Here is a 26,037-nt window from a genome sequence, read left to right on the forward strand (position 1 = left end):
CCCCCCCCCCCCCCCCCCCCCCCCCCCCCCCCCCCCCCCCCCCCCCCCCCCCCACACCCCCCCCCCCCCCCCCCCCCCCCCCCCCCCCCCCCCCGGGCGGGCCCCCCCCCCCGCCCCCGGGCGGCGCCGCCGGCCGGCCGGGAAACCCGGTCCGACCGTCGGCGCTTGCCCGAATCAGTATTTCGCCCCTACAGTTCGTGGTTGTCATCCTCTCGTCGCTCGGAAGCCCCTATGTCCAATGCCTATAAACGCGTCCTCCTCAAACTCTCCGGCGAAGCGCTGATGGGCGACGATGCCTTCGGCATCAATCGCGCGACGATCGAACGGATGGTGGCCGATATCGCCGAAGTCGTGCGTCTCGGTACGCAGCTCGCGGTCGTGATCGGCGGCGGTAACATTTTCCGCGGTGTCGCGGGCGGTGCGGCCGGCATGGACCGCGCGACGGCCGACTACATGGGGATGCTGGCGACGATGATGAACGCGCTGGCGCTGCAGGATGCGATGCGCCACGCCGGCATCGTCGCGCGCGTGCAGTCCGCGCTGCGCATGGACCAGGTCGTCGAGCCGTACATCCGGCCCCGCGCGATCCGCCAGCTCGAGGAAGGCAAGGTCGTGATCTTCGCGGCCGGCACGGGCAACCCGTTCTTCACGACGGACACGGCCGCCGCGCTGCGCGGTTCGGAAGTGGGCGCCGAGGTCGTGCTGAAGGCGACCAAGGTCGATGGCGTATATTCTGCCGATCCGAAGAAGGATCCGTCGGCCACGCGCTACACGACGATCAGCTTCGACGAGGCGATCAGCCGCAATCTGCAGGTGATGGACGCGACGGCCTTCGCGCTGTGCCGCGACCAGAAGCTGCCGATTCGCGTGTTTTCGATCAACAAGCCGGGCGCGCTCAAGCGTATCGTGCTGGGCGAGGACGAAGGTACGCTCGTCCACGTGTAAACTCCCGCGGATGCGGGCAAGCGGCGTGGGTCGTCGGCCGCGGCGCGTGGCGCGCCGGGCGGGGCCCGCGTTCTTTGAAGGTTTGAAGGTTCGGAGGTTGAAATGAGTGTCGCTGATGTCAAGAAGGGCGTAGAGCAGAAGATGCAGCGCTCGATCGAAGCGTTCAAGAACGATCTGGCGAAGATCCGCACGGGCCGTGCGCATACCGGTCTGCTCGATCACGTGCAGGTCGACTACTACGGCTCGATGGTGCCGATCTCGCAGGTTGCGAACCTGACGCTCGTCGACGCACGCACGATCGGCGTGCAGCCGTGGGAAAAGAACATGGTCGCGAAGGTCGAGAAGGCCATCCGCGAAGCCGATCTCGGCCTGAACCCGGCAACGGCCGGCGACCTGATCCGCGTGCCGATGCCGGCGCTGACGGAAGAGCGCCGCCGCGAGCTGACCAAGGTGGTCAAGAGCGAAGGCGAAACGGCCAAGGTCGCGATCCGCAACCTGCGCCGCGACGCGAACGAAGCGCTGAAGAAGCTCGTGAAGGACAAGGAAATCTCGGAAGACGACGAGCGCCGTGCGAGCGACGAGGTGCAGAAGCTGACGGACAAGCACGTTGCCGAGGTCGACAAGCTCGTGCAGAGCAAGGAAGCCGAGATCATGACGGTCTGACGACCGTCCTCGCGCGCCGCCTTCTTCCCGCATTACTGTCTCAACGGCCATGACCTATACCAGCTCTACCGTTCGCGTGCCTGACGTCGGCGCCGTGCCGCGTCATATCGCGATCATCATGGACGGCAACGGCCGTTGGGCGACCGAACGCCGCTTGCCGCGCGTCGCGGGGCACACCCGCGGCGTGGATGCCGTGCGGGCAGTGGTCGAAGGTTGCGCGCGCGCCGGCGTCGAATACCTGACGCTGTTCGCGTTCAGTTCGGAAAACTGGCGCCGGCCGAACGACGAAGTGTCGTTCCTGATGCGGCTGTTCATCACCGCGCTCGAGCGCGAGATCGGCAAGCTGCATGCGAACGGAATCCGCCTGCGGGTGATCGGCGATCTCGAGCGCTTCGAGCCGCGCATCCGCGAACTGATCCGCCGCGCCGAAACCAAGACGGCGCGCAACACCCGCCTGACCCTGACGATCGCCGCGAACTACGGCGGCCGCTGGGACATCCTGCAGGCGACGAAGAAACTCGTCGAGCAGGCCGTGCGCGAGGGCCGCGAGGTCGACGTGACCGAAGACGCGTTCGCGCCGCACCTGGCGATGGCCTACGCGCCGGAGCCCGATCTGTTCATCCGCACCGGCGGCGAGCAGCGCGTCAGCAATTTCCTGCTGTGGCAGCTCGCGTACGCCGAATTCTATTTCACCGACAAATACTGGCCGGACTTCGACGGCGCGGCGCTGGCCGACGCGATCGCATCGTATACCGAGCGCGAGCGCCGTTTCGGGCGCACCAGCGCGCAGCTCGAGCCTCAATCGCAGAACGTCGATTCCCTTTCATGCTGAAGACCCGTGTGATCACGGCGGTCGCGATGCTGGCAGTGTTGCTGCCGGTGACGCTGTTCGCGCCGCTTGGCGGCTTCGGCGCGCTGATCGGCGTCGTGCTCGTGTTCGCCGCATGGGAATGGGCGCGCCTGCTGAAGCTCGGCACGGCCGGCTCCGTCGTCTATGCAATCGTCGCAGCGCTGGCGCTCGCGGCGACCGCGCCGCTCGGCATCGACGCAACTTCATCCCGCCCCCTTTTCATGGCGGCCGGCGTGTTCTGGCTGCTGGTCGGCCCGTTTTCGCTGCAGCGCAAGCCGGAACTCGCGGGCGGCGTATGGCGGCCGTTCCTGCTCGCGGCCGGGCTGGTGGTGTTCGCGGCCTGCTGGCACGCGGTCGTCGCGGCGCGTGCGCAGGGTGTTCCGTTCGTGCTGTCGCTGCTTCTGGTCGTCTGGCTGGCCGATATCGGCGCATACTTCGCGGGCAAGGCCTTCGGAAAGCGTAAACTGGCCATTACGATCAGCCCCGGCAAGAGCTGGGAAGGCGCGATCGGCGGCTGGCTCGCGGTGATGGCGGTCGCGGGTGTCGCGATGGCCGCGCACTGGTTCGAGCCGACCCTGTTTTCCGCATTCGCGACCCGCTACGGGATGCCCGGCGCGTGGGCCGCGCTGACGCTGCTGGTGGCCTACAGCGTGATCGGCGACCTGTTCGAGTCGCTGCTCAAGCGTCAGGCGGGCGTGAAGGATTCCAGCGGCCTGCTGCCCGGTCACGGTGGCGTGCTCGACCGCGTCGACGCGCTGCTGCCCGTGCTGCCGCTCGCAATGCTGCTGCTTGGTTAAACCACTATTTCTGTTATGCAAAAACGTCTGACACTGCTCGGTTCCACGGGCTCGATCGGAGACAGCACGCTCGACGTGGTCGCCCGCCATCCCGAGCGTTTCTCGGTCTACGCGTTGACCGCGCACCGCAACGGCGACAAGCTCGTCGAGCAGTGCCTGCGCTTCGCACCCGAAGTCGCGGTGGTCGGCGATGCGAACACGGCTGCACACGTCGAGGCCAAGCTGCGCGCGGCGGGCAGCAAGACCACGGTGCTGTACGGGCCGCAGGCGCTCGTCGACGTGTCGAAGAGCGACGGCTGCGACACGGTCGTCGCGGCGATCGTCGGCGCGGCCGGCCTCGCGCCGAGCCTCGCGGCCGCGCGCGCCGGCAAGCGCATCCTGCTCGCGAACAAGGAATCGCTCGTGATGTCGGGCGCGATCTTCATGGACGCCGTGCGCGACCATGGCGCGATCCTGCTGCCGGTCGACAGCGAACACAACGCGATCTTCCAGTGCATGCCGCGCGACGCGAACGAGCACGGCGGGATCTCGAAGATCATCCTGACCGCGTCGGGCGGCCCGTTCCGCACGCGCGAGCCGGCCACGCTCGTCGACGTGACGCCGGACGAGGCCTGCAAGCACCCGAACTGGGTGATGGGCCGCAAGATTTCCGTCGATTCCGCGACGATGATGAACAAGGGCCTCGAGGTGATCGAGGCGCACTGGATCTTCGGCTTGGCCGGCGACCGGATCGATGTGCTGATCCACCCGCAGAGCGTGATTCATTCGCTCGTGTCGTATCGCGATGGCTCGGTGCTCGCGCAGCTCGGCAACCCGGACATGCGCACGCCGATCGCGCACGCGCTGGCGTTCCCGGAGCGCGTCGACGCGGGTGTCGACCCGCTCGACCTCGCGCAGATCGCGCAGCTGTCGTTCGAGAAACCCGATTACACGCGTTTCCCGTGCCTCGCGCTCGCGCTGAAGGCGCTTGAAGAGGGCGGCATCGCGAGTGCGGCGTTGAACGCGGCGAACGAAATCGCGGTCGAAGCGTTTCTCGAGCGCCGGATCGGCTTCATGGCGATCGCGGCGACGGTCGATGCGGTGCTCAACGCACTGCCGAACCGCAACCCGAACGGGCTCGACGACGTCCTTGCGGCGGACGCCGAGGCACGCCGCCTCGCCGCCGAGATCATTGCGAAAGCGCCTGCGCCACGCGTGGAGCGCATTGTCTGAATGAGGTGCTCATGAACGTGCTGGTCGAACTGGTCGCGTTTGCGGTGGCGATCGGGGTGCTGGTCGTCGTGCATGAGTACGGACATTATCGCGTCGCGCGCTGGTGCGGCGTGAAGGTGCTGCGTTTCTCGATCGGCTTCGGCCAGCCCGTCGCACGCTGGGTCAGCCGCAGGACCGGCACCGAATGGACGCTCTCCGCGCTGCCGCTCGGCGGTTACGTGAAGATGCTCGACGAGCGCGAGCCGGGGCCGGGCGTGAAGCCCGAGGAGCTCGGCCAGGCGTTCAACCGGCAATCGGTGTTCAAGCGCATCGCGATCGTCGCCGCCGGCCCGATCGCGAACTTCCTGTTGGCAATCGTCCTGTTTTCCGCCGTATTCGCAACCGGCGTGACCGAACCGGTCGCGGTGCTCGCGCCGCCCGCCGCCGGCACGGTGGCGGCGCGCGCGGGCTTCGACGGCAGCGAGACGATCGTATCGATCCGCGACGTGCGCGCAGGCGATGATGCCGAGGGCGGCGAGGCCGTGCCGGTGCGCTCGTGGTCGGACCTGCGCTGGAAGCTGCTGTCCGCCGCGTTCGATCATCGCGAGGTCGTGCTCGGCGCGCGCGACGGCGGCGCGTCGACGTTCGACTTCCGCGTCGACCTGCGCAACGTGCCCGAAAGCGAGCTCGACGACGATTTCATGACGCGCCTGGGCTTCGAGACCGGCGGCGGCACGCTGTCGGTGGCGTCGGTGCAACCCGGCAGCGCGGCCGAGCAGGCCGGCCTGAAGGCCGGCGACAAGCTGCTCGCGCTCGACGGCAAGCCCATCGGCGGCGCATCGCGCTTCATCGACGCAGTGAAGCACCACGCAGGCCAGGCGCTCGATCTGCGGGTCGAGCGCGGTGGCGCCACGCAGACGGTGTCGATCGTGCCGCAGGCGCAGCGCGACGACGAAACGGGGCAGCAGGTCGGCCGTATCGGTGCGGCGCTGTCGATGCATACGCCGTCGGTCGACGTGCGCTACGGGCCGATCGAGAGCCTGCAGCTCGGTGCGCACCGCACATGGGACATCGCCGTGTATTCGCTGAGGATGTTCGGGCGGATGATCACGGGCAACGCGTCGCTGAAGAACCTGTCCGGCCCGGTGACGATCGCCGACTATGCGGGCAAGAGCGCGCGGCTTGGTCCGTCGGCCTTCCTGTCGTTCCTCGCCCTTGTCAGCATTAGCCTCGGGGTGCTGAACTTGCTGCCGATTCCCGTTTTGGACGGGGGGCATCTGTTATATTATCTGGTTGAAGCCGCGACCGGGAAAGCCGTCTCGGAGCGCTGGCAGCTGATTCTGCAAAGAGCCGGGTTGATCTGCATCGTCGCATTGTCGGCGATCGCGCTGTTCAACGACCTGGCTCGGTTAATCCATTTCTGAAGCGTCAGGCGGCGGCCAGTCGGCCGCCGCCTGATTTGATGCAGCTAAATATTGGGGATGCACGTTGTTCAAACCTCATCGCTTTGTACCTAAGACAGTTGCAGCGGCCGCGCTCGCCGCGCACGGCCTCGCGGCGCATGCAGCGGCACCGTTCGTGGTGCAAGACATCAAGATCGAGGGGTTGCAGCGCGTCGAAGCGGGTTCGGTGTTCGCCTACCTGCCGATCAAGCAGGGCGATACCTTCACCGACGACAAGGCATCCGAAGCAATCCGCGCGCTGTACGCGACGGGCTTCTTCAACGACGTGCGCATCGCCACCCAGGGCAACGTCGTGATCGTGCAGGTGCAGGAGCGTCCGGCCATCGCGTCGATCGACTTCACCGGCACGAAGGAATTCGACAAGGACAACCTGACGAAGGCGCTGCGCGCGGTCGGTCTGGCCGACGGCCGCTACTACGACAAGGCGCTCGTCGACAAGGCGGAGCAGGAGCTCAAGCGCCAGTACCTGACGCGCGGCTTCTACGCGGCCGAGGTCAAGACGACGATCACGCCGGTCGACGCGAACCGCGTGTCGATCCTGTTCGCGGTCGCCGAAGGCCCGAGCGCGAAGATCCGCCAGATCAACTTCATCGGCAACAAGGCGTTCAGCACCAGCACGCTGCGCGACGAGATGCAGCTGTCGACGCCGAACTGGTTCTCCTGGTACACGAAGAACGACCTGTACTCGAAGGAAAAGCTGACGGGCGACCTCGAGGCCGTGCGCTCGTACTACCTGAACCGCGGCTACCTCGAGTTCAACATCGAGTCGACCCAGGTGTCGATCTCGCCGGACAAGAAGGACATGTACCTGACGGTCACGCTGCACGAAGGCGAGCCGTACACGGTGTCGGGCATCAAGCTGTCGGGCAACCTGCTCGATCGCGAAGCCGAACTGAACAAGCTGATCAAGATCAAGCCGGGCGATCGCTTCTCGGCCGAAAAGCTGCAGCAAACGACCAAGTCGATCGTCGACAAGCTCGGCGAATACGGCTACGCATTCGCGACCGTCAACGCGCAGCCGGACATCGACCAGGCGAACCACAAGGTGAACCTGAACCTCGTCGTCGATCCGAGCCGCCGTGTGTACGTGCGCCGCATCAACGTGGTCGGCAACACGCGTACGCGCGACGAAGTCGTGCGCCGCGAAATGCGCCAGCTCGAAAGCTCGTGGTTCGATTCGAACCGCCTCGCGCTGTCGAAGGACCGCGTGAACCGTCTCGGCTACTTCACCAACGTCGACGTGACGACGGTGCCGGTCGAGGGCACGAACGACCAGGTCGACGTGAACGTGAAGGTCGACGAAAAGCCGACCGGCGCGATCACGCTGGGCGCGGGCTTCTCGTCGACGGACAAGGTGGTGCTGTCGGCCGGCGTGTCGCAGGACAACGTGTTCGGCTCGGGCACGAGCCTGTCGGTGAACGTCAACACCGCGAAGAGCTACCGCACGCTGACCGTCACGCAGGTCGACCCGTACTTCACGGTCGACGGCATCAAGCGGATCACGGACGTCTACTACCGCACGTACCAGCCGCTCTACTATTCGACGAGCTCGAGCTTCCGGATCATCAGCGCGGGCGGCAACCTGAAATTCGGCATTCCGTTCTCGGAAGTCGACACCGTCTACTTCGGCGCGGGCTTCGAGCAGAACCGTCTCGACGTCGACTCGAACACGCCGCAGAGCTACCAGGATTACGTGAACGAGTTCGGCCGCGTGTCGAACACGGTGCCGCTGACCGTCGCGTGGTCGCGCGACGCGCGTGACAGCGCGCTGATCCCGAGCCGCGGCTACTTCACGCAGGCGAACGTCGAATACGGCGTGCCGGTCGGCAAGATCCAGTACTACAAGGCCGACCTGCAGGCGCAGTACTACTATTCGTTCTCGCGCGGCTTCATCCTGGGCCTGAACCTGCAAGGCGGCTACGGTAACGGCATCGGCAACCCGTACCCGATCTTCAAGAACTACTACGCGGGCGGTATCGGCTCCGTGCGTGGCTACGAGCCGAGCTCGCTGGGCCCGCGCGACACGAAGACGAACGACCCGATCGGCGGTTCGAAGATGTTGGTCGGCAACATCGAGCTGACGTTCCCGCTGCCGGGTACCGGTTACGACCGCACGCTGCGCGTGTTCACCTTCCTCGACGGCGGTAACGTATGGGGCAACGCGCCGGGCGGCACGAGTACCGGCGCGAACGGCCTGCGTTACGGCTACGGTGTGGGTCTCGCGTGGATCTCGCCGATCGGCCCGCTGAAGCTGAGCCTCGGCTTCCCGCTGCAGAAGCATGAAGGCGACCAGTACCAGAAATTCCAGTTCCAGATCGGGACGGCGTTCTGACCGAACGCATGACAACAGCAACGAGAGGGTAATTTTGCTAACCGGTAAGTTTTCGAAACGAGTGATGTGTGCGCTGACCGTTGCGCTGGCCTTGGGCGCGGCGACGGCACATGCTCAGGACGTCGCCCGCATCGCGGCGGTCAATTCGGATCGGATCCTGCGCGAGTCGGCGCCTGCCAAGGTGGCGCAGACGAAGCTCGAAGCCGAGTTCGCGAAGCGCGACAAGGATCTGCAGGACCTCGCGGCGCGCCTGAAGTCGATGTCCGATTCGCTGGACAAGAACGGTGCGTCGCTGTCGGCGGCCGACCGCGCGCAGAAGCAGCGCGATCTCGCGCAGCTCGATACCGACTTCCAGCGCAAGCAGCGCGAGTTTCGCGAAGACCTGAACCAGCGCCGCAACGAGGAGCTCGCGGCAGTGCTGGAGCGTGCGAACAAGGTCATCAAGCAGATCGCCGAGCAGCAGAATTACGACCTGATCGTGCAGGAAGCCGTGTACGTCAGCCCGCGCATCGACATCACCGACAAGGTGCTCAAGGCGCTCGCGTCCGGCTCGACGAACTGAACGGAGCAGACGACGAATGGCATTGACGCTCGAGGCACTCGTAAAGCGGTTCGGCGGCGAGATCGCCGGCGACGCCCAGTGCAAGGTGAGCGGCCTCGCGCCGCTCGACCAGGCAGGCCCTCAGCAACTCGCGTTTCTCGCGAATCCGAAGTACCTGTCGCAGGTCGAGACGACCCGCGCCGGCGCGGTGCTGATCGCGCCGAAGGATCTCGAAAAGCTGGGCGCGGCCGCTAGTGGCCGGATGGCCGGCCCCCGCAACTTCATCGTGACGCCGAATCCGTACGCGTATTTCGCGCGCGTCGCGCAGATGTTCATCGATCTCGCCACGCCGCCGCGCGCGGCGGGCGTCCATCCGAGCGCGACGATCGATCCGGCCGCGCAGGTCGCCGCGAGCGCGGTGATCGGTCCGCACGTGACGGTCGAAGCCGGCGCGGTGATCGAGGACGGCGTGCAGCTCGACGCGAACGTGTTCGTCGGCCGCGGCACGACCATTGGCGCGGGTTCGCACCTGTATCCGAACGCATCGGTGTACCACGGCTGCAAGATCGGCCCGCGCGCGATCATCCACTCGGGCGCCGTGATCGGCTCCGACGGGTTCGGCTTCGCGCCGGATTTCGTCGGCGACGGCGATGCGCGCACCGGCAGCTGGGTCAAGATTCCGCAGGTCGGCGGCGTATCGGTCGGCCCGGACGTCGAGATCGGCGCGAACACGACGATCGATCGCGGCGCGATGGCGGACACCGTCATCGAGGAATGCGTGAAGATCGACAACCAGGTCCAGATCGGCCACAACTGCCGGATCGGCGCCTATACGGTGATCGCCGGCAGCGCGGGCATCGCGGGCAGCACGACGATCGGCCGCCACTGCATGATCGGCGGCGCGGCGGGCATCGCCGGCCACGTGACGCTCGGCGACTATGTCATCATCACCGCGAAGTCGGGCGTGTCGAAGTCGCTGCCGAAGGCCGGCATCTACACGAGTGCGTTCCCGGCCGTCGACCACGGCGAATGGAACCGGAGCGCCGCGCTCGTGCGCAACCTCGACAAGCTGCGCGACCGCATCAAGGCGCTCGAAACCGCGCTGGCCGCCCAGGGCGGCACGGACGCCTGACCGACACCATGCGAGACCACGAACCGGGCACGGCCAGCGCATCCGGCCCGGTTTGCCAGACTGGGCCGCGCGGCGGCCCGCTTCAGCCTTTGCATCACCACCGCGCAGCCTCTGCGTGAGACGAACCATCATGAGCACTGAAAAAATCAATCTCGACATCCACAAGATCCTCACGCTGCTGCCGCATCGCTACCCGATTCTGCTCGTCGATCGCGTGCTCGAACTCGAGCCCCACAAGGGAATCAAAGCGCTGAAGAACGTGTCGATCAACGAGCCGTTCTTCCAGGGGCACTTCCCGAAGCGGCCGGTGATGCCGGGCGTGCTGATCCTCGAGGCGCTCGCTCAGGCGGCCGCGCTGCTGACGTTCGCGGAAGAGCAGCCGAAGGATCCGGAAAACACGCTGTACTACTTCGTCGGGATCGACGGCGCGCGCTTCAAGCGCGTGGTCGAACCGGGCGACCAGCTGATTCTGAACGTGACGTTCGAACGCTACATCCGCGGCATCTGGAAGTTCAAGGCGGTGGCGGAAGTGGACGGCAAGGTGGCGGCGGAAGCCGAACTGATGTGCACGGTCAAGACGGCCGACGCGGCGCCCTGAGCGACGCGGCACGCATGGGTAACGTAACGCGAGCAACGCGACACATCACATCGAGAGGCAACGGCGCATGACCAGGATTCATCCTACCGCGATCGTCGAACCGGGCGCGCAGATCGACGAGTCCGTCGAGATCGGGCCGTACGCGATCGTCGGGCCGCACGTCACGATCGGCGCGCGTACGACGATCGGCTCGCACAGCGTGATCGAAGGTCACACGACGCTCGGCGAGGACAACCGCATCGGCCATTACGCGTCGGTCGGCGGTCGTCCGCAGGACATGAAGTACAAGGACGAGCCGACCCGGCTCGTGATCGGCAACCGCAATACGATCCGCGAATTCACGACGATCCACACCGGCACCGTGCAGGATGTCGGCGTGACGACGCTCGGCGACGACAACTGGATCATGGCCTATGTGCACATCGGTCATGACTGCCGTATCGGCAACAACGTGGTCCTGTCGAGCAACGCGCAGATGGCCGGTCACGTCGAGATCGGCGACTGGGCGATCGTCGGCGGGATGTCGGGCGTGCACCAGTTCGTGCGCATCGGCGCGCACTCGATGCTGGGCGGCGCCTCGGCACTCGTGCAGGACGTGCCGCCGTTCGTGATCGCGGCCGGCAACAAGGCCGAGCCGCACGGCATCAACGTCGAAGGCATGCGCCGGCGCGGTTTTTCACCCGACGCGATCTCGGCGCTGCGCAGCGCGTACCGCCTGCTGTACAAGAACGGCCTGTCGCTCGAGGAAGCGAAGGTGCAGTTGCGCGAGCTGGCGGCCGCGGGCGGTGAAGGCGACGCGGCGGTTACCGCGCTCGTCGAGTTCATCGACGCGTCCCAACGCGGCATCATCCGCTAAGCGATGTCGCTCCCGACCAATCAGCTCCGGCTCGCGATGGTGGCCGGCGAGCCGTCGGGCGATCTGCTCGCGGCGTCGCTGCTCGGCGGGCTTCAAGAGCGGTTGCCCGCGTCGACCCGGTATTACGGGATCGGCGGGCAGCGGATGCTCGCGCACGGCTTCGACTCGCACTGGCAGATGGACAAGCTGACGGTGCGCGGCTACGTCGAGGCGCTGGGCCAGATCCCCGAGATCCTGCGGATTCGCGGCGAGTTGAAGCGGCAGCTGCTCGCGGAGCGGCCCGACGCGTTCATCGGCGTCGACGCGCCCGATTTCAATTTCAACGTGGAGCAGGCCGCGCGCGACGCGGGCATCCCGTCGATCCACTTCGTGTGCCCGTCGATCTGGGCGTGGCGCGGCGGGCGGATCAAGAAGATCGCGAAGTCCGTCGACCACATGCTGTGCCTGTTCCCGTTCGAACCGGCGATCCTCGACAAGGCGGGCGTCGCGTCGACGTATGTCGGCCATCCGCTGGCCGACGAGATTCCGCTCGAGCCCGACACGCACGGCGCGCGCATCGCGCTCGGCCTGCCGGCAGACGGCCCGGTGATCGCGGTGCTGCCGGGCAGCCGGCGCTCGGAGATCGGGCTGATCGGCCCAACGTTCTTCGCGGCGATGGCGCTGATGCAGCAGCGCGAGCCCGGCGTGCGGTTCGTGATGCCGGCGGCGACGCCTGCGCTGCGCGAACTGCTGCGGCCGCTCGTCGAAGCGCATCCGCAACTGGCGCTGACGATCACCGACGGCCGCTCGCAGGTCGCGATGACGGCCGCCGACGCGATCCTCGTGAAGAGCGGCACCGTCACGCTGGAAGCCGCGCTGCTGAAGAAGCCGATGGTGATCTCGTACAAGGTGCCCTGGCTGACCGGGCAGATCATGCGCCGGCAGGGCTATCTGCCGTACGTCGGCTTGCCGAACATCCTGGCGGGGCGCTTCGTCGTGCCCGAGCTGCTGCAGCATTTCGCGACGCCCGAGGCGCTCGCCGATGCGACGCTCACGCAACTGCGCGACGACGCGAACCGCCGCACGCTGACCGAAGTCTTTACCGAAATGCATCTTTCGCTGCGGCAGAACACGGCCGCGAAGGCCGCCGAAGCGGTCGTGCGCGTACTCGAACAACGCAAGGGGCGCGCATGACGGCAGCCCGTGCACCACGCCGCCGCGCGTCGACCGACGTGCAGGACGGTTTCGACTTCAGCCGGCCCGACGAGATCGTCTGCGGCGTCGACGAAGCGGGCCGCGGCCCGCTCGCGGGGCCGGTCGTGGCAGCCGCGGTGATCCTCGATCCCGCGCAGCCGATCGACGGGCTCGACGATTCGAAGGTGCTGTCCGCGAAAAAGCGCGATGCGCTGTACGACCTGATCGTCGCGCGTTCGCGCGCGTATTGCGTCGCGTCGGCGAGCGTCGACGAGATCGACACGCTCAACATCCTGCACGCGACGATGCTCGCGATGAAGCGGGCCGTCGAAGGCCTGTCGGTGCTGCCGACGCTGGCGCAGATCGACGGCAACCGCTGTCCGAAACTGATGGTGCGTGCCGAGGCGATCGTCAGCGGCGACGCGCTCGTGCCGAGCATCTCGGCCGCGTCGATTCTCGCGAAGGTCACGCGCGACCGCATGCTGGTCGACCTGCATGAACGCTTCCCGGTGTACGGCTTCAACGTGCACGCGGGCTACGGCACCGCGAAACATCTTGCCGCGCTGCGCGAGCACGGCCCGTGCGAAGCGCATCGGCGCTCGTTTGCCCCCGTGCGCGCGGCGCTCGACCTGAGGGCCTGTTCCCGCTAATAACGGGCTTGCGCTGGCCGCCAGAAGGGCCGAGCGCAAGGAATGGGCCGCGGCGAATACCTGGCGTATTCGCAAGGAGCATGACGCCGCGATCGGCCCTTCTGGCGACCAGCCCCTGGAAAGGGATTTTTTAGTTTCGGGAACGTGTCTTGCCGGCCGCATTGCGGCGTCGCGCGTCACTTGTTTGGCTCGGCCAAACGGCGCTCCTTGCTTCTTGCACTGCGACCGGCAAGGCACGTTCGCAAGCCCGTTATTAGCGGGAACAGGCCCTTTGATGAAAAGCATTACTTCCCGCGACAACCCGCTGTACAAGCGCCTGAAGGCGCTCGCGGGCTCGACGTCCCAGCAGCGCCGCGGCGGCCAGGCGCTGCTCGAAGGTTTCCATCTCGCCAGCGCGTATCTCGATACGGGTGCGGTGCCCGAGCTGTGCGTCGCGACCGAAGGCGCGCTCGCGCATGCCGAAGCGCAGGCGATCATCACGCGCGTCGATTCGCAGCGGGTCGTCACGCTGCCCGACGCGCTGTTCGGGCAACTGTCGAACGTGGTCAGCGGCGTCGGTTTCCTGCTGCTCGTCGACCGTCCGGCGCAGCCGCTGCCCGAGCGCGTCACGCATACGTCGGTCGTGCTCGACGGCGTGCAGGACGCCGGCAACGTCGGCTCGATCCTGCGCAGCGCGGCGGCGGCCGGCGTGCGGCACGTGTTCTGCGCGCCGGGCACCGCCTATGCGTGGTCGTCGAAGGTGCTGCGTTCGGGGATGGGTGCGCATTTCCTGCTGGCGATTCACGAGGACGTTGACGCCGCCACGCTCGCCGAACGCCTCGACGTGCCGGTCGCGCTGACCGATTCGCACGGCGCGCAGGCGATCTACGACTGCGACCTGGCCGGGCCCGTCGCATGGGTGTTCGGCAACGAGGGCGCCGGCGTGTCGGCGTTCTGGCGCGACGCGGCCACGCATCGCGTGACGATCCCGCAGCCGGGTGGCATGGAGTCGCTGAACGTCGCGGCAGCGGCGGCGGTGTGTCTGTTCGAGCAGGTGCGGCAGCAGCGGCGCGCGTGACAGACTACGTGACGCACGGCGTCGACCGCGCGTCGTATCCCGCACCATGAAAAAAGGCCGCGTTCGACGCGGCCTTTTTGCTTCTGGCGGCGGCTTGGCGGCCGGCCCGGCGGGCAAATCGTCAGTACGACTGCCGGTCGAGTCGGATTTCCTGCAGGATCGTCGTCGCGATTTCCTCGATCGACTTGTGCGTCGACGACAGCCACTTGATCCCTTCGCGGCGCATCATCGCCTCGGCCTCGTTGATCTCGTAGCGGCAGTTCTCCGGCGCCGCGTACTTGCTGCCCGGGCGGCGCTCGTTGCGGATCTCCGACAGGCGCTGCGGGTCGATCGACAGCCCGAACAGCTTGTCGCGATGCGGCGACAGCGCCGACGGCAGCTTGCCGCGCTCGAAATCTTCCGGAATCAGCGGATAGTTGGCCGCCTTCACGCCGTACTGCATCGCGAGATACAGGCTCGTCGGCGTCTTGCCGCTGCGCGACACGCCGACCAGGATCACGTCGGCTTCCGACAGGTTGCGGTTGGACTGGCCGTCGTCGTGCGCGAGCGAGAAGTTGATCGCCTCGATCCGCGTCTTGTATTCCTCGGTATCGGCGTTCTGGTGGCCGCGGCCCATCGCATGGCTCGACTTCAGCTCCAGTTCCTGCTCGAGCGGCTCGACGAAGCGCTGGAACATGTCCAGCACGAGCGCGTTCGAGCGCTTGACGATGTCGTTCGACTCGCTGTCGACGAGCGTCGTGAACACGATCGCGCGGCGGCCGTCGTGCACCGCGGCCTCGTTGATTTTCTCGACGGTCGCAAAGGCCTTGTCGAGCGAGTCGACGAACGGCAGGCGCACGAGGCGGAACTTCTGGTCGAACTGGGAGAGGATCGAGTGCGCGAAGGTTTCGGCAGTGATCCCGGTGCCGTCGGAGACGATGAAAACGGTAGGCAGCATGAATCTGGGCGTCGAGCGTGAAGGGCGGTTGCGCGGGCGGCTGGAGGTTCGCCTCCAGACGCAGTGACAAGGTCGCGCCACATCCGGCAGCCGGCACGGTAGAATAGCGGCAACCTGTTGGATAAGCAATTGCGGGGGCAGGGGTGCGAACGGCATCCCGGGCTTGGCCGTTCGATCGAAAATTCCCGGCAAGTTCGGCGATTCGTCTGAATATATCGCCCTTCTGCCGGGATTTTTGCAAGTCGGGTCGGAAGATTTTCCGCCGCTGCGATTGTTTTTCCAACAGGTTGCGCAAGACGCGCCGCGCCTTTTTGCAAGCGCCCGCGTCCGAGCCCACTTGCGCAATCGAGCATTTTTTTCACACTTAGGGGCTTGTATGACTAACGCAGCAAACGTCGCAAAGGACCAGGCGTATGTAATCCCGTTCGAGCAGTTGCGGATGACCGATGTGGAGATCGTGGGCGGCAAGAATGCGTCGCTCGGCGAGATGATCAGCCAGCTTTCCGAAGCAGGCGTTCGCGTACCCACCGGTTTCGCCACGACCGCGCTCGCTTTCCGCGATTTCCTCAAGCACAACGATCTGACCGATCGCATCGCCAAGCGTCTCGAGTCGCTCGACATCGACGACGTGAAGGCGCTCGCCGAAGCCGGTGCCGAAATCCGCAAGTGGATCGTCGACGCGCCGATGCAGGCACGTCTCGAGGAGGAAATCCGTGCACAGTTCGAAATCCTGAAGAACGGCTCGCCGGGCGAACTGTCGTTCGCCGTGCGCTCGTCCGCGACCGCGGAAGACTTGCCCGATGCTTCGTTCGCCGGCCAGCAGGAGTCGTATCTGAACGTCGTCGGCATCGACGACGTGCTCGACCGCATGAAGCACGTGTTCGCGTCGCTGTACAACGACCGCGCGATCTCGTACCGCGTGCACAAGGGCTTCACGCACGCCGAGGTCGCGCTGTCGGCCGGCGTGCAGCGCATGGTCCGCTCGGACGTCGGCGCGGCCGGCGTGATGTTCACGATCGACACCGAATCGGGCTTCAAGGACGCCGTGTTCATCACGTCGAGCTACGGCCTGGGCGAAACCGTCGTGCAGGGCGCCGTGAACCCGGACGAGTTCTACGTGTTCAAGACGACGCTCGCGCAGGACAAGTACCCGATCATCCGCCGCTCGATCGGCTCGAAGCTGATCAAGATGGAATTCACGCAGCCGGGCGAGCCGGGCCGCGTGAAGACGGTCGACGTGCCGCACGAGCAGCGCAACCGCTACTCGATCACCGACGAAGACGTGATCGAGCTCGCGAAGTACGCGGTCATTATCGAGAAGCACTACCAGCGTCCGATGGACATCGAGTGGGGCAAGGACGGCCGCGACGGCAAGATCTTCATCCTGCAGGCACGTCCGGAAACGGTGAAGAGCCAGGCGAACGGCAAGGCCGAGCAGCGCTTCAAGCTGAAGGGCCAGTCGCAGGTGCTGGCGACGGGCCGTGCGATCGGCCAGAAGATCGGCGCGGGCCCCGTGCGCGTGATCCAGGATCCGTCGGAAATGGAACGCGTGCAGCCGGGCGACGTGCTGGTGGCGGACATGACCGACCCGAACTGGGAGCCGGTGATGAAGCGTGCGGCGGCGATCGTCACGAACCGTGGCGGCCGGACCTGCCACGCGGCGATCATCGCGCGTGAGCTCGGCGTGCCGGCAGTCGTCGGCTGCGGCGACGCGACCGACGTGCTGAAGGACGGCGCGCTCGTCACCGTGTCGTGCGCGGAAGGCGACGAAGGCAAGATCTACGACGGGCTGCTCGAGACGGAAGTCACGGAAGTGCAGCGCGGCGAGCTGCCGGAAATCCCGGTCAAGATCATGATGAACGTCGGCAACCCGCAGCTCGCGTTCGACTTCTCGCAACTGCCGAACGGCGGTGTTGGCCTCGCGCGTCTCGAGTTCATCATCAACAACAACATCGGCGTGCACCCGAAGGCGATCCTCGAGTACCCGAACATCGACCAGGACCTGAAGAAGGCGGTCGAGAGCGTCGCGCGCGGCCACGCGTCGCCGCGCCAGTTCTACGTCGACAAGCTGACGGAAGGCGTCGCGACGATCGCCGCGGCGTTCTATCCGAAGCCCGTGATCGTGCGCCTGTCCGACTTCAAGTCGAACGAGTACAAGAAGCTGATCGGCGGTTCGCGCTACGAGCCGGACGAGGAAAACCCGATGCTGGGCTTCCGCGGCGCGTCGCGCTACATCGCCGAAGACTTCGCGCAGGCGTTCGAGATGGAATGCCGCGCACTGAAGCGCGTGCGCGACGAGATGGGCCTGACCAACGTCGAGATCATGGTGCCGTTCGTGCGGACCGTGAAGCAGGCGGCGCGTGTCGTCGGCCTGCTCGAGAAGTTCGGCCTGAAGCGCGGCGAGAACGGCCTGCGCCTCGTGATGATGTGTGAAGTTCCGACCAACGCGATCCTGGCCGAAGAGTTCCTCGAGCACTTCGACGGTTTCTCGATCGGTTCGAACGACCTCACGCAGCTCACGCTCGGCCTCGACCGCGACTCGGGCATGGAACTGCTGGCCGTCGACTTCGACGAACGCGACCCGGCCGTCAAGTTCCTGCTCAAGCGCGCGATCGACACCTGCTGCAAGATGGGCAAGTATGTCGGCATCTGCGGCCAGGGCCCGTCCGATCACCCGGATTTCGCGCAATGGCTGGCCGACGAAGGCATCGTGTCGATCTCGCTGAACCCCGACACGATCATCGATACGTGGCAGGCGCTCGCCAACCGGAAGTAACGGCCGGTAATGCAACTTTGACGAAAGGGCGGCCCGCCGCTCTTTCGCTGAAGGCAAAATGCAAGGTTCATGCTATAAACACCCCGGTAGGCACCGGGGTGTTTTTGTTTGCAGGAGACCACAATGATGTCGGGGCATCTGTTCTGGTGGGTCGGGGTTGGCGTGCTGGTCGTGGCCGAATTGCTGACCGGCACGTTCTATCTGCTGATGATCGCGCTCGGCTTTCTCGCGGGCGCGCTGCTGCAGCTCGCGGGCTTTGCGCCGCACGTGCAGATCGGCGCGGCCGCCGCGGTCGCGATCACGGCGATGATCGTGCTGCGGCGCTCGGGGCTCGGGCGCAAGCAGAAGCGCGACACGTCGACGAATCCGGACGTCAATCTCGATATCGGCGCGACCGTCACGGTCGACGCGTGGCATGACGGCCGCGCACGCGTGCAGTATCGCGGCGCCGACTGGGACGTCGAGCTCGCGGCCGGCGAGCGCGACGATGCGCGCGTGTATCAGGTGAGAGCCGTGCGCGGCAACTGTCTGGTCGTCGTGGCGAAACCCGCTGGCTGATCGTCCACCGATAAAACAAGGAGGGAATACTTCATGGATTCGCTGATCATCTGGGTCGTCCTGCTCGTCATCGCCATCGTGATCGTATCGAAGACGGTGAAGATCGTGCCGCAGCAGCATGCGTGGGTGCTCGAGCGCTTCGGGCGCTATCACGCGACGCTGTCGCCCGGTCTCAATATCGTGCTGCCGTTCGTCGACCGGATCGCCTACCGGCACGTGCTGAAGGAAATTCCGCTCGACGTGCCGAGCCAGGTCTGCATCACGCGCGACAACACGCAGCTGCAGGTCGACGGCGTGCTGTACTTCCAGGTGACCGACCCGATGAAGGCGTCGTACGGGGCGAGCAACTTCGTGCTCGCGATCACGCAGCTTGCGCAGACGACGCTGCGCTCGGTGGTCGGCAAGCTCGAACTCGACAAGACCTTCGAGGAGCGCGACTTCATCAACCACAACATCGTGTCGGCGCTCGACCAGGCCGCCGCGAACTGGGGCGTGAAAGTGCTGCGTTACGAGATCAAGGACCTGACGCCGCCGAAGGAGATCCTGCATGCGATGCAGGCGCAGATCACCGCCGAGCGGGAAAAGCGCGCGCTGATCGCCGCGTCGGAAGGCCGCAAGCAGGAGCAGATCAACCTCGCGTCGGGCGCGCGCGAGGCCGCGATCCAGAAGTCCGAAGGCGAGCGGCAGGCCGCGATCAACCAGGCGCAGGGCGAGGCGGCCGCGATTCTCGCCGTGGCCGAAGCGAACGCGCAGGCGATCCAGAAGATCGCGAACGCGATCCAGTCGCAGGGCGGGATGGATGCCGTGAACCTGAAGGTCGCCGAACAGTATGTCGGCGCGTTCTCGAACCTCGCGAAACAGGGCAATACGCTGATCGTGCCGGCGAATCTGTCGGATCTCGGCACCGCGATTGCGTCGGCGCTGACGATCGTCAAGAACGCGGCGCCGGCCGCGGGCGGGAAGGGCTGAGCGAACGCGCGGTTGGCCGCGTCGGCGGCCGTTGCGTGCGCCCGGCATGCGGCGAATCGTCGCGCCACGGAATCGCGCCCCGTTTGCATCGCGACGGGCGGCGCAGGGTTTCATCCGGGACAGTGAGCGGCTGCTCGATCGGCGCTCGCGCAAATCAAGCTGTTTAAAGCGACACGGCCCGCTTCGAGCGGGCCGTGTCGTTTGCGATGCGGGGCGTGCGTGTCAGGTGCCGGCGCGCATGATGCGGGCCTTTTCGCGTTCCCAGTCGCGCTTCTTCTCGGTTTCACGCTTGTCGTGCAGCTTCTTGCCCTTCGCGAGCGCGATGTCGCATTTCACGCGACCGCCCTTGTAGTGGAAGTTCAGCGGCACGAGCGTGTAGCCGCGCTGCTCGACCTTGCCGATCAGTTTCTTGATTTCCTCGCGGTGCAGCAGCAGCTTGCGCGTGCGGACCGGATCGGGCTTGATGTGCGTCGAGGCTTCGGGCAGCGGGCTGATGTGGGTGCCGATCAGGAAGATCTCGGCGTTCTTGACCACGACATAGCCTTCCTTGATCTGGCCGCGCCCGGCGCGCAGCGCCTTGACTTCCCAGCCCTCAAGCACGAGCCCCGCCTCGTAGCGTTCCTCGATGTGATAATCGAAGTGCGCTTTCCTGTTGTCGATGATGCTCATGAAAGGATTGGGCCAACTCGTTTAAAATCACGATTTTAGCAAAGCGGGGCGGGAATCGCCCGGCTTGCGTTCTCACCTCGAGCGATGCCGCGCGATTTATGGCAGATGTCCAGAAAACCGTATTGATCCGTCATTCGGCGGAACAGATGTTCGACCTCGTCACCGACGTGGCCGACTACCCCAATTTCCTGCCCTGGTGCGGCGGCGTCGAGATTCGCCGTCAGGACGACAGCGGGATGGAAGCGCGCATCGACATCAACTTCAAGGGCATCAAGCAGCATTTCGCGACGCGCAACACGCAGCAGCGCCCGACGCGGATCGACATGGAGTTCGCGGACGGCCCGTTCAGGAAGTTCACGGGCTCGTGGCGCTTCATTGCGCTGCGCGCCGATGCGTGCAAGATCGAATTCGCGCTGCACTACGAGTTCTCGAGCATCCTGCTCGAGAAGATCATCGGGCCGGTGTTCAGCCATATCGCGAACACGTTCGTCGATTCGTTCGTCAAGCGCGCCGACCAGCGCTACGGGAAGGGGTGACGCCATGCTGTCGATCGAAGTCTGCTACGCGCTGCCGGATCGCCAGACGCTGATTCCGGTGTCGCTGCCCGAAGGCGCGACCGTGCGCTCGGCCATCGACGCGAGCGGCGTGCTTGCGCTGCACCCGGAGATCGATCTCGCGCAGGCGAAAACCGGGGTGTTCGGCAAGCTCGCGCCGCTCGACGCGGTGCTCGCCGATCACGACCGTGTCGAGATCTATCGTCCGTTGATCGTCGATCCGAAGCTCGCGCGCCAGCGGCGCGTCGACAAGACTCGCCGCGAAGGCTCCATCGAGGGCCGCAAGTGGATGCACAAGGACGCGCGCTGACGCGTCGCTCCAGCGCTTCCGGCCCGATTCGTCGGACCAGGCACAGCCGCGTTCAGTGAGTCGTGACGTTCGCGCTCGCGGCCGCGCTGCCGGGGGTATCGCCGCCCGCGTGCGTGTCGCCGTGCCGGCGCACCGCCCCGTAGACGCCCGCCAGCAGCAGCGCGAGCGCCGCGATCTCGAGCACGCGCGGCATCCGGTGGTCGTAGACGAACGCGTAGAGCATCGCGAACACGGTTTCGAACACGATCAGCTGGCCCGACAGCGTGAGCGGCAGCCGCTTCGACGCCGCATTCCACAGTCCGTTGCCGAGCCACGACGCGCCGATCGCGAGCACGAGGTTCAGCAGCCAGAACAGCTGCCAGCGCGATGCCGGGAGGGCCGCCTGCACCGTGCCGGCCGGCAGTGCGAGGATCGCGAGCCAGCAGAGCCCGCCGATTAGCCCCGTCACGACACCCCACAGCACCGACCACTCGTTGCCGCCGAAATGGTGGTGGCGCTGCAGGTAGCGCGCGTTCGCGACCGCGTACCAGGTCCAGTTGGCGAGCGCGCCGCTTGCGCAGGCGATGCCGGCCAGCTTCTGGCCGAGCGTCGTCGCATGCGCGGCTTCCGACGTGAAGAGGTCGACGTTGATGCAGACGATGCCGGCGATCACCAGTGCGAGCGGGGCGGCGAGGCGCCGCAGCGGCACTGCGCCGCGGTCGCCGAGGCCTGCGAGCGTGACGGTCACGGGCAGCACGCCGACGATCAGCGAGCTGGGCGCGATGCCGATCAGGTGCACGGCGCCCGACAGCAGCATGTAGTACGCGACGTTGCCGATCAGCGCGAGCTGCGCGAGCGCGACCAGGTCCTCGCGGGTCAGCCGCGCGAGCAGCGAGCGGGCGGCCGGCAGTGCCGCCGCCAGCGACACGAGGCCGTACATCGCGTAGCGGCCTGCGCTCAGCAGCAGCGGCGAGAAGTCGGACATCAGCCGCGGCACGAGAAAGACCATGCCCCACAACGCGCCTGCGAGGACGCCATACACCACACCGCGCTGCATCGACTGCTCCGGGCGAAAGACTGACGAGCGCGCATCTTAGCGACGGCGGCGCGACCGCGTCTTGTTCATTCCTGCACTCGGGAGCGGGCGGGATTCGGGATCGGCCGCGAGAGCCGCCGCGATCCGTTCCTGTTTACCGGGGATCGCGGCGGGCCGGACCGCCCTTCGACGATCAGCGGATCAGCTCTCGACCGGTTCGGCCGCCGCCGCACTGTCGCCCGCCGCGGCTGACCGCGCGGGGCGGCGCACGGCGCGCAGCTTGCCGCTGTTGCCGCCGCCGCAGTAGAACGTGTCGCGACCGTCGGACTCCAGCCCCGACACGCCGACGCCCGGCGGCATGTCGACCTGCTCGAGCACCTGCCCGGTGCGCGGGTCGATCCGCCGCAGTTCGCTCTCGTCCGCTTCCCAGGTGCCGTGCCACAGCTCGCCGTCGACCCACGTGACGCCGGTGACGAAGCGGTTCGATTCGATCGTGCGCAGCACGGCACCCGATTGAGGATCCACCTGATGAATCTTGCGCTCGCGGTACTGGCCGACCCACAGCGTGCCTTCGGCCCAGGCGAGCCCGGAATCGGCGCCGCCGCCTGGCGCGGGGATCGTCGCAAGCACGCGGCCCGATTCCGGATCGATCTTCTCGATGCGGTCCTCGACGATCTGGAACAGGTGCCGCCCGTCGAACGCGGTGCCCGCGTGCGCGGCGACGTCGAGTGTGCGCACGGTCGTGCCGCGTTCCGGGTCGAGCGCGTTCAGCTTGTCGCCGGATGCGAACCACACGTGCTGCCCGTCGAACGTGACGCCGTGCACGCCGTCGCCGCCCGGAAACGGGCCGTATTCGCGGAGGATGTCTGCGGTGGAGCGTTTCATGTCTGTCGCCTCGTGGTTGGTATCGCCATCCTAGTCGCCGGGCAGCGGCGCGGGGAGTAACAAGGTCGTCGCGAATCCGGGCAGCGGCGGCGTCATCCAGCGGCGCGCGCGGCCGCGGCCGAGCGCCTGCACCTTGGCCGCTTCGGCGAGCGCGTCGAGCGCCCGCTGCACGGTGCGCTGGCTCGCGCCGAGCGCGAGGGCCAGTGCGGAGCTCGACCATGCCTCGCCGTCCGCGAGCAGCGCGAGTACGGCCGCGTGACGGTCGTCGACGGGCCGCGCGAGCACGACGGTCTCGCGCGGGCCGAGCGGTTCGAGCGCGAAGCCGCGCGGCGTCGCGGTAATGTTCGCGAGCGGCCGCAGCATCGCGCGCAAGCGGCCGATCTCGACCCGCAGGCGGGCGCGATGCGATTCGTCCGCATGCTTCGCGCGAAACGCCGCGGCGACGAGCGCGTTTCTCGACACGTCGGCGGGCCAGGCCTCGCCGAGCATGCGGGCGAGCGCGAACAGCACCGGGCGGCGCGCGAGCGACACGGTCGTGCGCGCGTCGCGCACCGCGTGGCGGCACGCATCGACGACCAGCGTGTTCGATTCGAGCAGCGCCTCGACCTCGTCGAGCAGCACCAGCCGCGACGCACCGCGCGCGACGAGTCGCGCGGCCGGCGTATCGAGCACGCGCGCGGCCGTGTCGACTTCGGCCGTCAGCGCGGCGATGCCGGCGTCCTGCGCGGCCGCGCGCGCGCGGGCGACGGCCAGGCGCGCCGCATGCGGCCGGATGCGGCGCATTGCGATGCCGGCCGCGATCAGTTCGTGGGCCGCGCGCGATGCGGCCGGCAGCGGCGCGGGGTCGAGGCTTGCGAGCCGCCGCTCGGCGTCGTCGACGTGCCCGATCAGCAGCAGGCGGCGCACGCCGAGGTAGCGCGCATGCGCGGCGTTCGCGCGGTCGCCGTGCGCGTCGAGCGTCGCGCAGGCGGCGTCGAGTGCGCGCGACGGCCAGCCGAGGTCGCGTGACGCCAGCGCGATCTCGGCTTCCGCGACGACGCAGCGCGCCCGCGCGACGGCTTCCCTTGCGCCGAATGCGCGTGCCGCACCGCGCACGAGCGCCCGCGCGCGCTCGAAATCGCCGAGCTGCGCCATCGCGATGCCGCGCAACGCGAGCGCCGGTGCGTCGTCGCGCAGCGCGACGCGGTTCAGCGCGCCGAGCGGGTCGCCCGCCGCGAGCGCGCGTGCCGCGGCCGTGATCAGCGAATCCATCCGAATCCCGACACAGTTGTCACTCCCTCCGGTCCGATGCCCGGCCCTAATCTAGCACCACGCACACGGCAGAGGCGCCGTGCCCGGATCCCTGACGAAAGGAGGAACCCGCAATGACGAACCATCTCACTGGAACCCGCGACGAATGGCTGGCTGCGCGCCGCGCGCTGCTCGACGCGGAAAAGACGCTGACACGGCAGAGCGACGAACTCGCGCGGCGGCGCCAGGCGCTGCCGTGGGTGCGCGTCGACAAGGCCTACCGGTTCGATACCGAGGACGGTCCGGCGACGCTCGACGATCTGTTTGGCGGCCGCTCGCAGCTACTCGTCTATCACTTCATGTTCGGCCCCGACTACCAGGCCGGCTGCCCGTCGTGCTCGGCGCTCGCCGACGGCTTCGACGGCTTTGCGGTCCACCTCGCGAACCACGACGTGACGCTCGCGGCGGTGTCGCGCGCGCCGCTCGCGAAACTGCTCGCGTACCGGCAGCGGATGGGCTGGCACTTTCCGTGGGCGTCGTCGGACGGCGGCGCGTTCAATTTCGACTTCAACGTGTCGTTCACCGAAGCGCAGCAGCGCAGCGGCGACGTCGAATACAACTATGCGCGGGCCGGCCACGCGATGGACATGGACCCCCCGCCGGCCGCCGTCGCGCAGTTCGCGGCGACCTGCGGCACCGACGCCGCCACGTACGCGCGCGACCGGCCGGGGATGAGCGCGTTCGTGCGCGAGGACGGCGTCGTCTATCACACGTATTCGACCTATGCGCGCGGGCTCGACGGGCTGTGGGGGATGTACCAGTGGCTCGATCGCGCGCCGCTCGGGCGCAACGAGACGGGCGTGTGGTGGCGCCGTCATGACGAATACGCGCGCGGTTGAGTGCGGGCCGGCGATGAGCGTCGCGACGAAACCTGCCGCGACCGGCGCCGCGGGCGGCGGCCGGCGGGCGTTCGGCGCCGCGCTTGTCGCGGTGTTCGCCGCCGCCTTGTGGGCGACGCTCATGCAGCACGCATCGATGGACGCGATGGGCGGCATGCCGATGGCGGGCGGCTGGACGCTGTCGGCCGGATGGCTCGCGCCGTGCGGATGGCGGGCAGGGCGCGCGTTCGCCGCGTTCGCCGGCATGTGGGGCGCGATGACGGTGACGATGATGATGCCGGTGCTGGCGCCGGTGCTGTGGCGATATCGGCAGAGCCTCCGCCCGGTGGGCGGCGCGCGTGCGGCATGGGTCGTCGCGATTGCGGGCGCCGGGTATTTCTCGGTGTGGATGGCGGTCGGCGCGGCAGCGTTTCCCGCCGGCGGTGCGTTGGCGGCGGCCGCGACGCGGCTGCCCGCGCTCGCTGCCGCGATGCCGTTTGCCGCCGGCGCGGTCATGCTTGGCGCCGGCATGCTGCAGTTTTCCGGCTGGAAGATGCGCCGGCTTGCCTGCTGCCGGCACGCGCCGGACGACGAAGGTGCGCGGCGCTCGGGTGCCGGCGCCGCGTGGCGGCACGGCGCGCGGGCCGCCATGCGTTGCGGCGCCTGCTGCGGGAACCTGATGGCCATTGCATTGGCGGCCGGCGTGATGGATCTGCGGGTGATGGCCGTCGTGACGATGGCCATTGCCGCCGAGCGGCTGGTTCCGGCCGGCGAACGCGTCGCGCGGATCGTCGGGGGCGTCGCGATCGGCGCCGGCGCAGCGATGCTCGCGTGCGCCGCGGCCAGGCTGGCCTAGCGGCGCTCGAGGCTGCCGGCACGGATTGAACGGGGCCGGCGGAGGCGCCGCCGCCAGGTCCCGCATGGTACGGCAACGACGTGCGATCGGCCTGCTTCCGGCCGGCTGCGCGAACGGGGCGATGCCGGGGTGAAACGAAAGACGATCGAAAA

The 26,037-nt window shown here is 67.3% G+C and carries 26 protein-coding genes; 21 read left to right on the plus strand and 5 right to left on the minus strand.

Going from position 1 to position 26,037, the window contains the following annotated elements:
- The first annotated feature begins 231 nt into the window (after positions 1 to 231).
- The 14 genes from pyrH (at position 232) to DIE21_RS23910 (ending at position 14,248) form a co-directional block, all read left to right on the plus strand.
- Entirely contained in the window at positions 232 to 945 is a 714-nt protein-coding gene (gene pyrH, locus DIE21_RS23845) for a UMP kinase (RefSeq protein WP_124500030.1), read from the plus strand.
- A gap of 102 nt (positions 946 to 1,047) precedes the next feature.
- Positions 1,048 to 1,608 carry a ribosome recycling factor gene (gene frr, locus DIE21_RS23850; RefSeq protein ID WP_124500031.1) on the plus strand — a complete coding sequence of 187 codons (561 nt, stop codon included), beginning with the start codon at positions 1,048 to 1,050 and terminating at the stop codon, positions 1,606 to 1,608.
- A 49-nt stretch (positions 1,609 to 1,657) separates the two neighbouring features.
- Positions 1,658 to 2,440: a polyprenyl diphosphate synthase gene (gene uppS, locus DIE21_RS23855; RefSeq protein WP_124500032.1), complete on the plus strand. Its 783-nt coding sequence runs from the start codon at positions 1,658 to 1,660 to the stop codon at positions 2,438 to 2,440.
- Positions 2,434 to 3,255 carry a phosphatidate cytidylyltransferase gene (locus DIE21_RS23860; protein ID WP_124500033.1) on the plus strand — a complete coding sequence of 274 codons (822 nt, stop codon included), beginning with the start codon at positions 2,434 to 2,436 and terminating at the stop codon, positions 3,253 to 3,255. The genes uppS and DIE21_RS23860 overlap by 7 nt, the downstream gene beginning before the upstream one ends.
- Positions 3,256 to 3,270: 15 nt before the next feature.
- On the plus strand, positions 3,271 to 4,467 hold the full coding sequence (locus tag DIE21_RS23865) for a 1-deoxy-D-xylulose-5-phosphate reductoisomerase (protein WP_124500034.1): 1,197 nt from the start codon (positions 3,271 to 3,273) through the stop codon (positions 4,465 to 4,467).
- A gap of 11 nt (positions 4,468 to 4,478) precedes the next feature.
- On the plus strand, positions 4,479 to 5,870 hold the full coding sequence (gene rseP / locus DIE21_RS23870) for an RIP metalloprotease RseP (RefSeq protein ID WP_124500035.1): 1,392 nt from the start codon (positions 4,479 to 4,481) through the stop codon (positions 5,868 to 5,870).
- A gap of 64 nt (positions 5,871 to 5,934) precedes the next feature.
- Positions 5,935 to 8,241: an outer membrane protein assembly factor BamA gene (gene bamA / locus DIE21_RS23875; RefSeq protein ID WP_059599928.1), complete on the plus strand. Its 2,307-nt coding sequence runs from the start codon at positions 5,935 to 5,937 to the stop codon at positions 8,239 to 8,241.
- A gap of 64 nt (positions 8,242 to 8,305) precedes the next feature.
- Positions 8,306 to 8,803, plus strand: a complete 498-nt coding sequence (locus DIE21_RS23880) for an OmpH family outer membrane protein (protein WP_185640656.1) — start codon at positions 8,306 to 8,308, stop codon at positions 8,801 to 8,803.
- Between the two features lie 16 nt (positions 8,804 to 8,819).
- Positions 8,820 to 9,914, plus strand: coding sequence for a UDP-3-O-(3-hydroxymyristoyl)glucosamine N-acyltransferase (gene lpxD / locus DIE21_RS23885; RefSeq protein WP_124500037.1), 1,095 nt, complete (start codon positions 8,820 to 8,822; stop codon positions 9,912 to 9,914).
- 130 nt (positions 9,915 to 10,044) lie between these two features.
- Entirely contained in the window at positions 10,045 to 10,512 is a 468-nt protein-coding gene (fabZ, locus tag DIE21_RS23890; protein ID WP_006495559.1) for a 3-hydroxyacyl-ACP dehydratase FabZ, read from the plus strand.
- 67 nt (positions 10,513 to 10,579) lie between these two features.
- Complete coding sequence (gene lpxA, locus DIE21_RS23895) at positions 10,580 to 11,368, plus strand: acyl-ACP--UDP-N-acetylglucosamine O-acyltransferase (protein ID WP_124500038.1); 789 nt, start codon at positions 10,580 to 10,582, stop codon at positions 11,366 to 11,368.
- A 3-nt stretch (positions 11,369 to 11,371) separates the two neighbouring features.
- The gene (lpxB, locus tag DIE21_RS23900; protein ID WP_124500039.1) at positions 11,372 to 12,541 is read left to right on the plus strand and encodes a lipid-A-disaccharide synthase; all 1,170 of its coding nucleotides are present in this window, start codon (positions 11,372 to 11,374) and stop codon (positions 12,539 to 12,541) included.
- Positions 12,538 to 13,191 (plus strand): ribonuclease HII, encoded by a 654-nt coding sequence (gene rnhB, locus DIE21_RS23905; protein WP_124500040.1) that lies wholly within the window; start codon positions 12,538 to 12,540, stop codon positions 13,189 to 13,191. Before lpxB ends, rnhB begins: the two co-directional genes overlap by 4 nt.
- A 274-nt stretch (positions 13,192 to 13,465) precedes the next feature.
- A complete protein-coding gene (locus DIE21_RS23910; protein WP_124500041.1) occupies positions 13,466 to 14,248 on the plus strand; it encodes an RNA methyltransferase in 783 nt (260 codons plus the stop codon).
- Between the two features lie 121 nt (positions 14,249 to 14,369).
- On the opposite strand, the gene DIE21_RS23915 is transcribed toward DIE21_RS23910, so the two are convergent.
- Positions 14,370 to 15,185, minus strand: a complete 816-nt coding sequence (locus DIE21_RS23915) for a pyruvate, water dikinase regulatory protein (protein WP_059450011.1) — start codon at positions 15,183 to 15,185, stop codon at positions 14,370 to 14,372.
- A 376-nt stretch (positions 15,186 to 15,561) separates the two neighbouring features.
- On the opposite strand from DIE21_RS23915, the gene ppsA reads away from it, so the two are divergent.
- From ppsA to DIE21_RS23935, 3 genes are all read left to right on the plus strand, one after another.
- A complete protein-coding gene (ppsA, locus tag DIE21_RS23925) occupies positions 15,562 to 17,961 on the plus strand; it encodes a phosphoenolpyruvate synthase (RefSeq protein WP_124500042.1) in 2,400 nt (799 codons plus the stop codon).
- A 123-nt stretch (positions 17,962 to 18,084) separates the two neighbouring features.
- Complete coding sequence (locus DIE21_RS23930) at positions 18,085 to 18,519, plus strand: NfeD family protein (RefSeq protein WP_124500043.1); 435 nt, start codon at positions 18,085 to 18,087, stop codon at positions 18,517 to 18,519.
- 33 nt (positions 18,520 to 18,552) lie between these two features.
- The gene (locus DIE21_RS23935; protein ID WP_124500044.1) at positions 18,553 to 19,488 is read left to right on the plus strand and encodes an SPFH domain-containing protein; all 936 of its coding nucleotides are present in this window, start codon (positions 18,553 to 18,555) and stop codon (positions 19,486 to 19,488) included.
- A 222-nt stretch (positions 19,489 to 19,710) separates the two neighbouring features.
- Here the strand turns inward: DIE21_RS23935 and smpB are convergent, their stop codons facing one another.
- A complete protein-coding gene (gene smpB, locus DIE21_RS23940; protein WP_006478511.1) occupies positions 19,711 to 20,157 on the minus strand; it encodes an SsrA-binding protein SmpB in 447 nt (148 codons plus the stop codon).
- A 98-nt stretch (positions 20,158 to 20,255) separates the two neighbouring features.
- On the opposite strand from smpB, the gene DIE21_RS23950 reads away from it, so the two are divergent.
- Complete coding sequence (locus DIE21_RS23950) at positions 20,256 to 20,693, plus strand: type II toxin-antitoxin system RatA family toxin (protein WP_124500045.1); 438 nt, start codon at positions 20,256 to 20,258, stop codon at positions 20,691 to 20,693.
- Positions 20,694 to 20,697: 4 nt separating this feature from the next.
- The gene (locus tag DIE21_RS23955; protein WP_124500046.1) at positions 20,698 to 21,021 is read left to right on the plus strand and encodes an RnfH family protein; all 324 of its coding nucleotides are present in this window, start codon (positions 20,698 to 20,700) and stop codon (positions 21,019 to 21,021) included.
- Between the two features lie 52 nt (positions 21,022 to 21,073).
- Here DIE21_RS23955 and DIE21_RS23960 read toward each other — a convergent pair whose 3' ends face one another.
- The 3 genes from DIE21_RS23960 to DIE21_RS23970 form a co-directional block, all read right to left on the minus strand.
- Positions 21,074 to 22,057, minus strand: a complete 984-nt coding sequence (locus DIE21_RS23960; protein WP_124500047.1) for a DMT family transporter — start codon at positions 22,055 to 22,057, stop codon at positions 21,074 to 21,076.
- A gap of 180 nt (positions 22,058 to 22,237) precedes the next feature.
- Entirely contained in the window at positions 22,238 to 22,921 is a 684-nt protein-coding gene (locus tag DIE21_RS23965; protein WP_124500048.1) for a glutaminyl-peptide cyclotransferase, read from the minus strand.
- A gap of 30 nt (positions 22,922 to 22,951) precedes the next feature.
- A complete protein-coding gene (locus DIE21_RS23970) occupies positions 22,952 to 24,172 on the minus strand; it encodes a helix-turn-helix domain-containing protein (protein WP_124500049.1) in 1,221 nt (406 codons plus the stop codon).
- Between the two features lie 113 nt (positions 24,173 to 24,285).
- Here DIE21_RS23970 and DIE21_RS23975 point away from each other — a divergent pair, with 113 nt between their 5' ends.
- Both DIE21_RS23975 and DIE21_RS23980 read left to right on the plus strand, forming a co-directional pair.
- The gene (locus DIE21_RS23975; protein ID WP_124500050.1) at positions 24,286 to 25,050 is read left to right on the plus strand and encodes a DUF899 domain-containing protein; all 765 of its coding nucleotides are present in this window, start codon (positions 24,286 to 24,288) and stop codon (positions 25,048 to 25,050) included.
- 13 nt (positions 25,051 to 25,063) lie between these two features.
- Positions 25,064 to 25,885 (plus strand): DUF2182 domain-containing protein, encoded by an 822-nt coding sequence (locus DIE21_RS23980; RefSeq protein ID WP_124500108.1) that lies wholly within the window; start codon positions 25,064 to 25,066, stop codon positions 25,883 to 25,885.
- Positions 25,886 to 26,037 lie beyond the last annotated feature (152 nt).

It is taken from the genome of Burkholderia sp. Bp9140 (genome assembly GCF_003853425.1).
Lineage (GTDB): Bacteria > Pseudomonadota > Gammaproteobacteria > Burkholderiales > Burkholderiaceae > Burkholderia.

Bases quoted from the DNA above. Each gene is read 5' to 3' on its own strand.
- lpxD (WP_124500037.1), top strand. From the start codon at position 8,820: ATGGCATTGACGCTCGAGGCACTCGTAAAGCGGTTCGGCGGCGAGATC.
- DIE21_RS23865 (WP_124500034.1), top strand. From the start codon at position 3,271: ATGCAAAAACGTCTGACACTGCTCGGTTCCACGGGCTCGATCGGAGAC.
- DIE21_RS23980 (WP_124500108.1), top strand. From the start codon at position 25,064: ATGAGCGTCGCGACGAAACCTGCCGCGACCGGCGCCGCGGGCGGCGGC.
- DIE21_RS23860 (WP_124500033.1), top strand. From the start codon at position 2,434: ATGCTGAAGACCCGTGTGATCACGGCGGTCGCGATGCTGGCAGTGTTG.
- pyrH (WP_124500030.1), top strand. From the start codon at position 232: ATGTCCAATGCCTATAAACGCGTCCTCCTCAAACTCTCCGGCGAAGCG.
- DIE21_RS23955 (WP_124500046.1), top strand. From the start codon at position 20,698: ATGCTGTCGATCGAAGTCTGCTACGCGCTGCCGGATCGCCAGACGCTG.
- DIE21_RS23880 (WP_185640656.1), top strand. From the start codon at position 8,306: ATGTGTGCGCTGACCGTTGCGCTGGCCTTGGGCGCGGCGACGGCACAT.
- ppsA (WP_124500042.1), top strand. From the start codon at position 15,562: ATGACTAACGCAGCAAACGTCGCAAAGGACCAGGCGTATGTAATCCCG.
- DIE21_RS23950 (WP_124500045.1), top strand. From the start codon at position 20,256: ATGGCAGATGTCCAGAAAACCGTATTGATCCGTCATTCGGCGGAACAG.
- lpxA (WP_124500038.1), top strand. From the start codon at position 10,580: ATGACCAGGATTCATCCTACCGCGATCGTCGAACCGGGCGCGCAGATC.
- frr (WP_124500031.1), top strand. From the start codon at position 1,048: ATGAGTGTCGCTGATGTCAAGAAGGGCGTAGAGCAGAAGATGCAGCGC.
- DIE21_RS23910 (WP_124500041.1), top strand. From the start codon at position 13,466: ATGAAAAGCATTACTTCCCGCGACAACCCGCTGTACAAGCGCCTGAAG.
- rseP (WP_124500035.1), top strand. From the start codon at position 4,479: ATGAACGTGCTGGTCGAACTGGTCGCGTTTGCGGTGGCGATCGGGGTG.
- DIE21_RS23975 (WP_124500050.1), top strand. From the start codon at position 24,286: ATGACGAACCATCTCACTGGAACCCGCGACGAATGGCTGGCTGCGCGC.
- DIE21_RS23965 (WP_124500048.1), bottom strand. From the start codon at position 22,921: ATGAAACGCTCCACCGCAGACATCCTCCGCGAATACGGCCCGTTTCCG.
- smpB (WP_006478511.1), bottom strand. From the start codon at position 20,157: ATGAGCATCATCGACAACAGGAAAGCGCACTTCGATTATCACATCGAG.
- DIE21_RS23930 (WP_124500043.1), top strand. From the start codon at position 18,085: ATGATGTCGGGGCATCTGTTCTGGTGGGTCGGGGTTGGCGTGCTGGTC.
- DIE21_RS23970 (WP_124500049.1), bottom strand. From the start codon at position 24,172: ATGGATTCGCTGATCACGGCCGCGGCACGCGCGCTCGCGGCGGGCGAC.
- DIE21_RS23960 (WP_124500047.1), bottom strand. From the start codon at position 22,057: ATGCAGCGCGGTGTGGTGTATGGCGTCCTCGCAGGCGCGTTGTGGGGC.
- DIE21_RS23935 (WP_124500044.1), top strand. From the start codon at position 18,553: ATGGATTCGCTGATCATCTGGGTCGTCCTGCTCGTCATCGCCATCGTG.
- lpxB (WP_124500039.1), top strand. From the start codon at position 11,372: ATGTCGCTCCCGACCAATCAGCTCCGGCTCGCGATGGTGGCCGGCGAG.
- rnhB (WP_124500040.1), top strand. From the start codon at position 12,538: ATGACGGCAGCCCGTGCACCACGCCGCCGCGCGTCGACCGACGTGCAG.
- uppS (WP_124500032.1), top strand. From the start codon at position 1,658: ATGACCTATACCAGCTCTACCGTTCGCGTGCCTGACGTCGGCGCCGTG.
- fabZ (WP_006495559.1), top strand. From the start codon at position 10,045: ATGAGCACTGAAAAAATCAATCTCGACATCCACAAGATCCTCACGCTG.
- DIE21_RS23915 (WP_059450011.1), bottom strand. From the start codon at position 15,185: ATGCTGCCTACCGTTTTCATCGTCTCCGACGGCACCGGGATCACTGCC.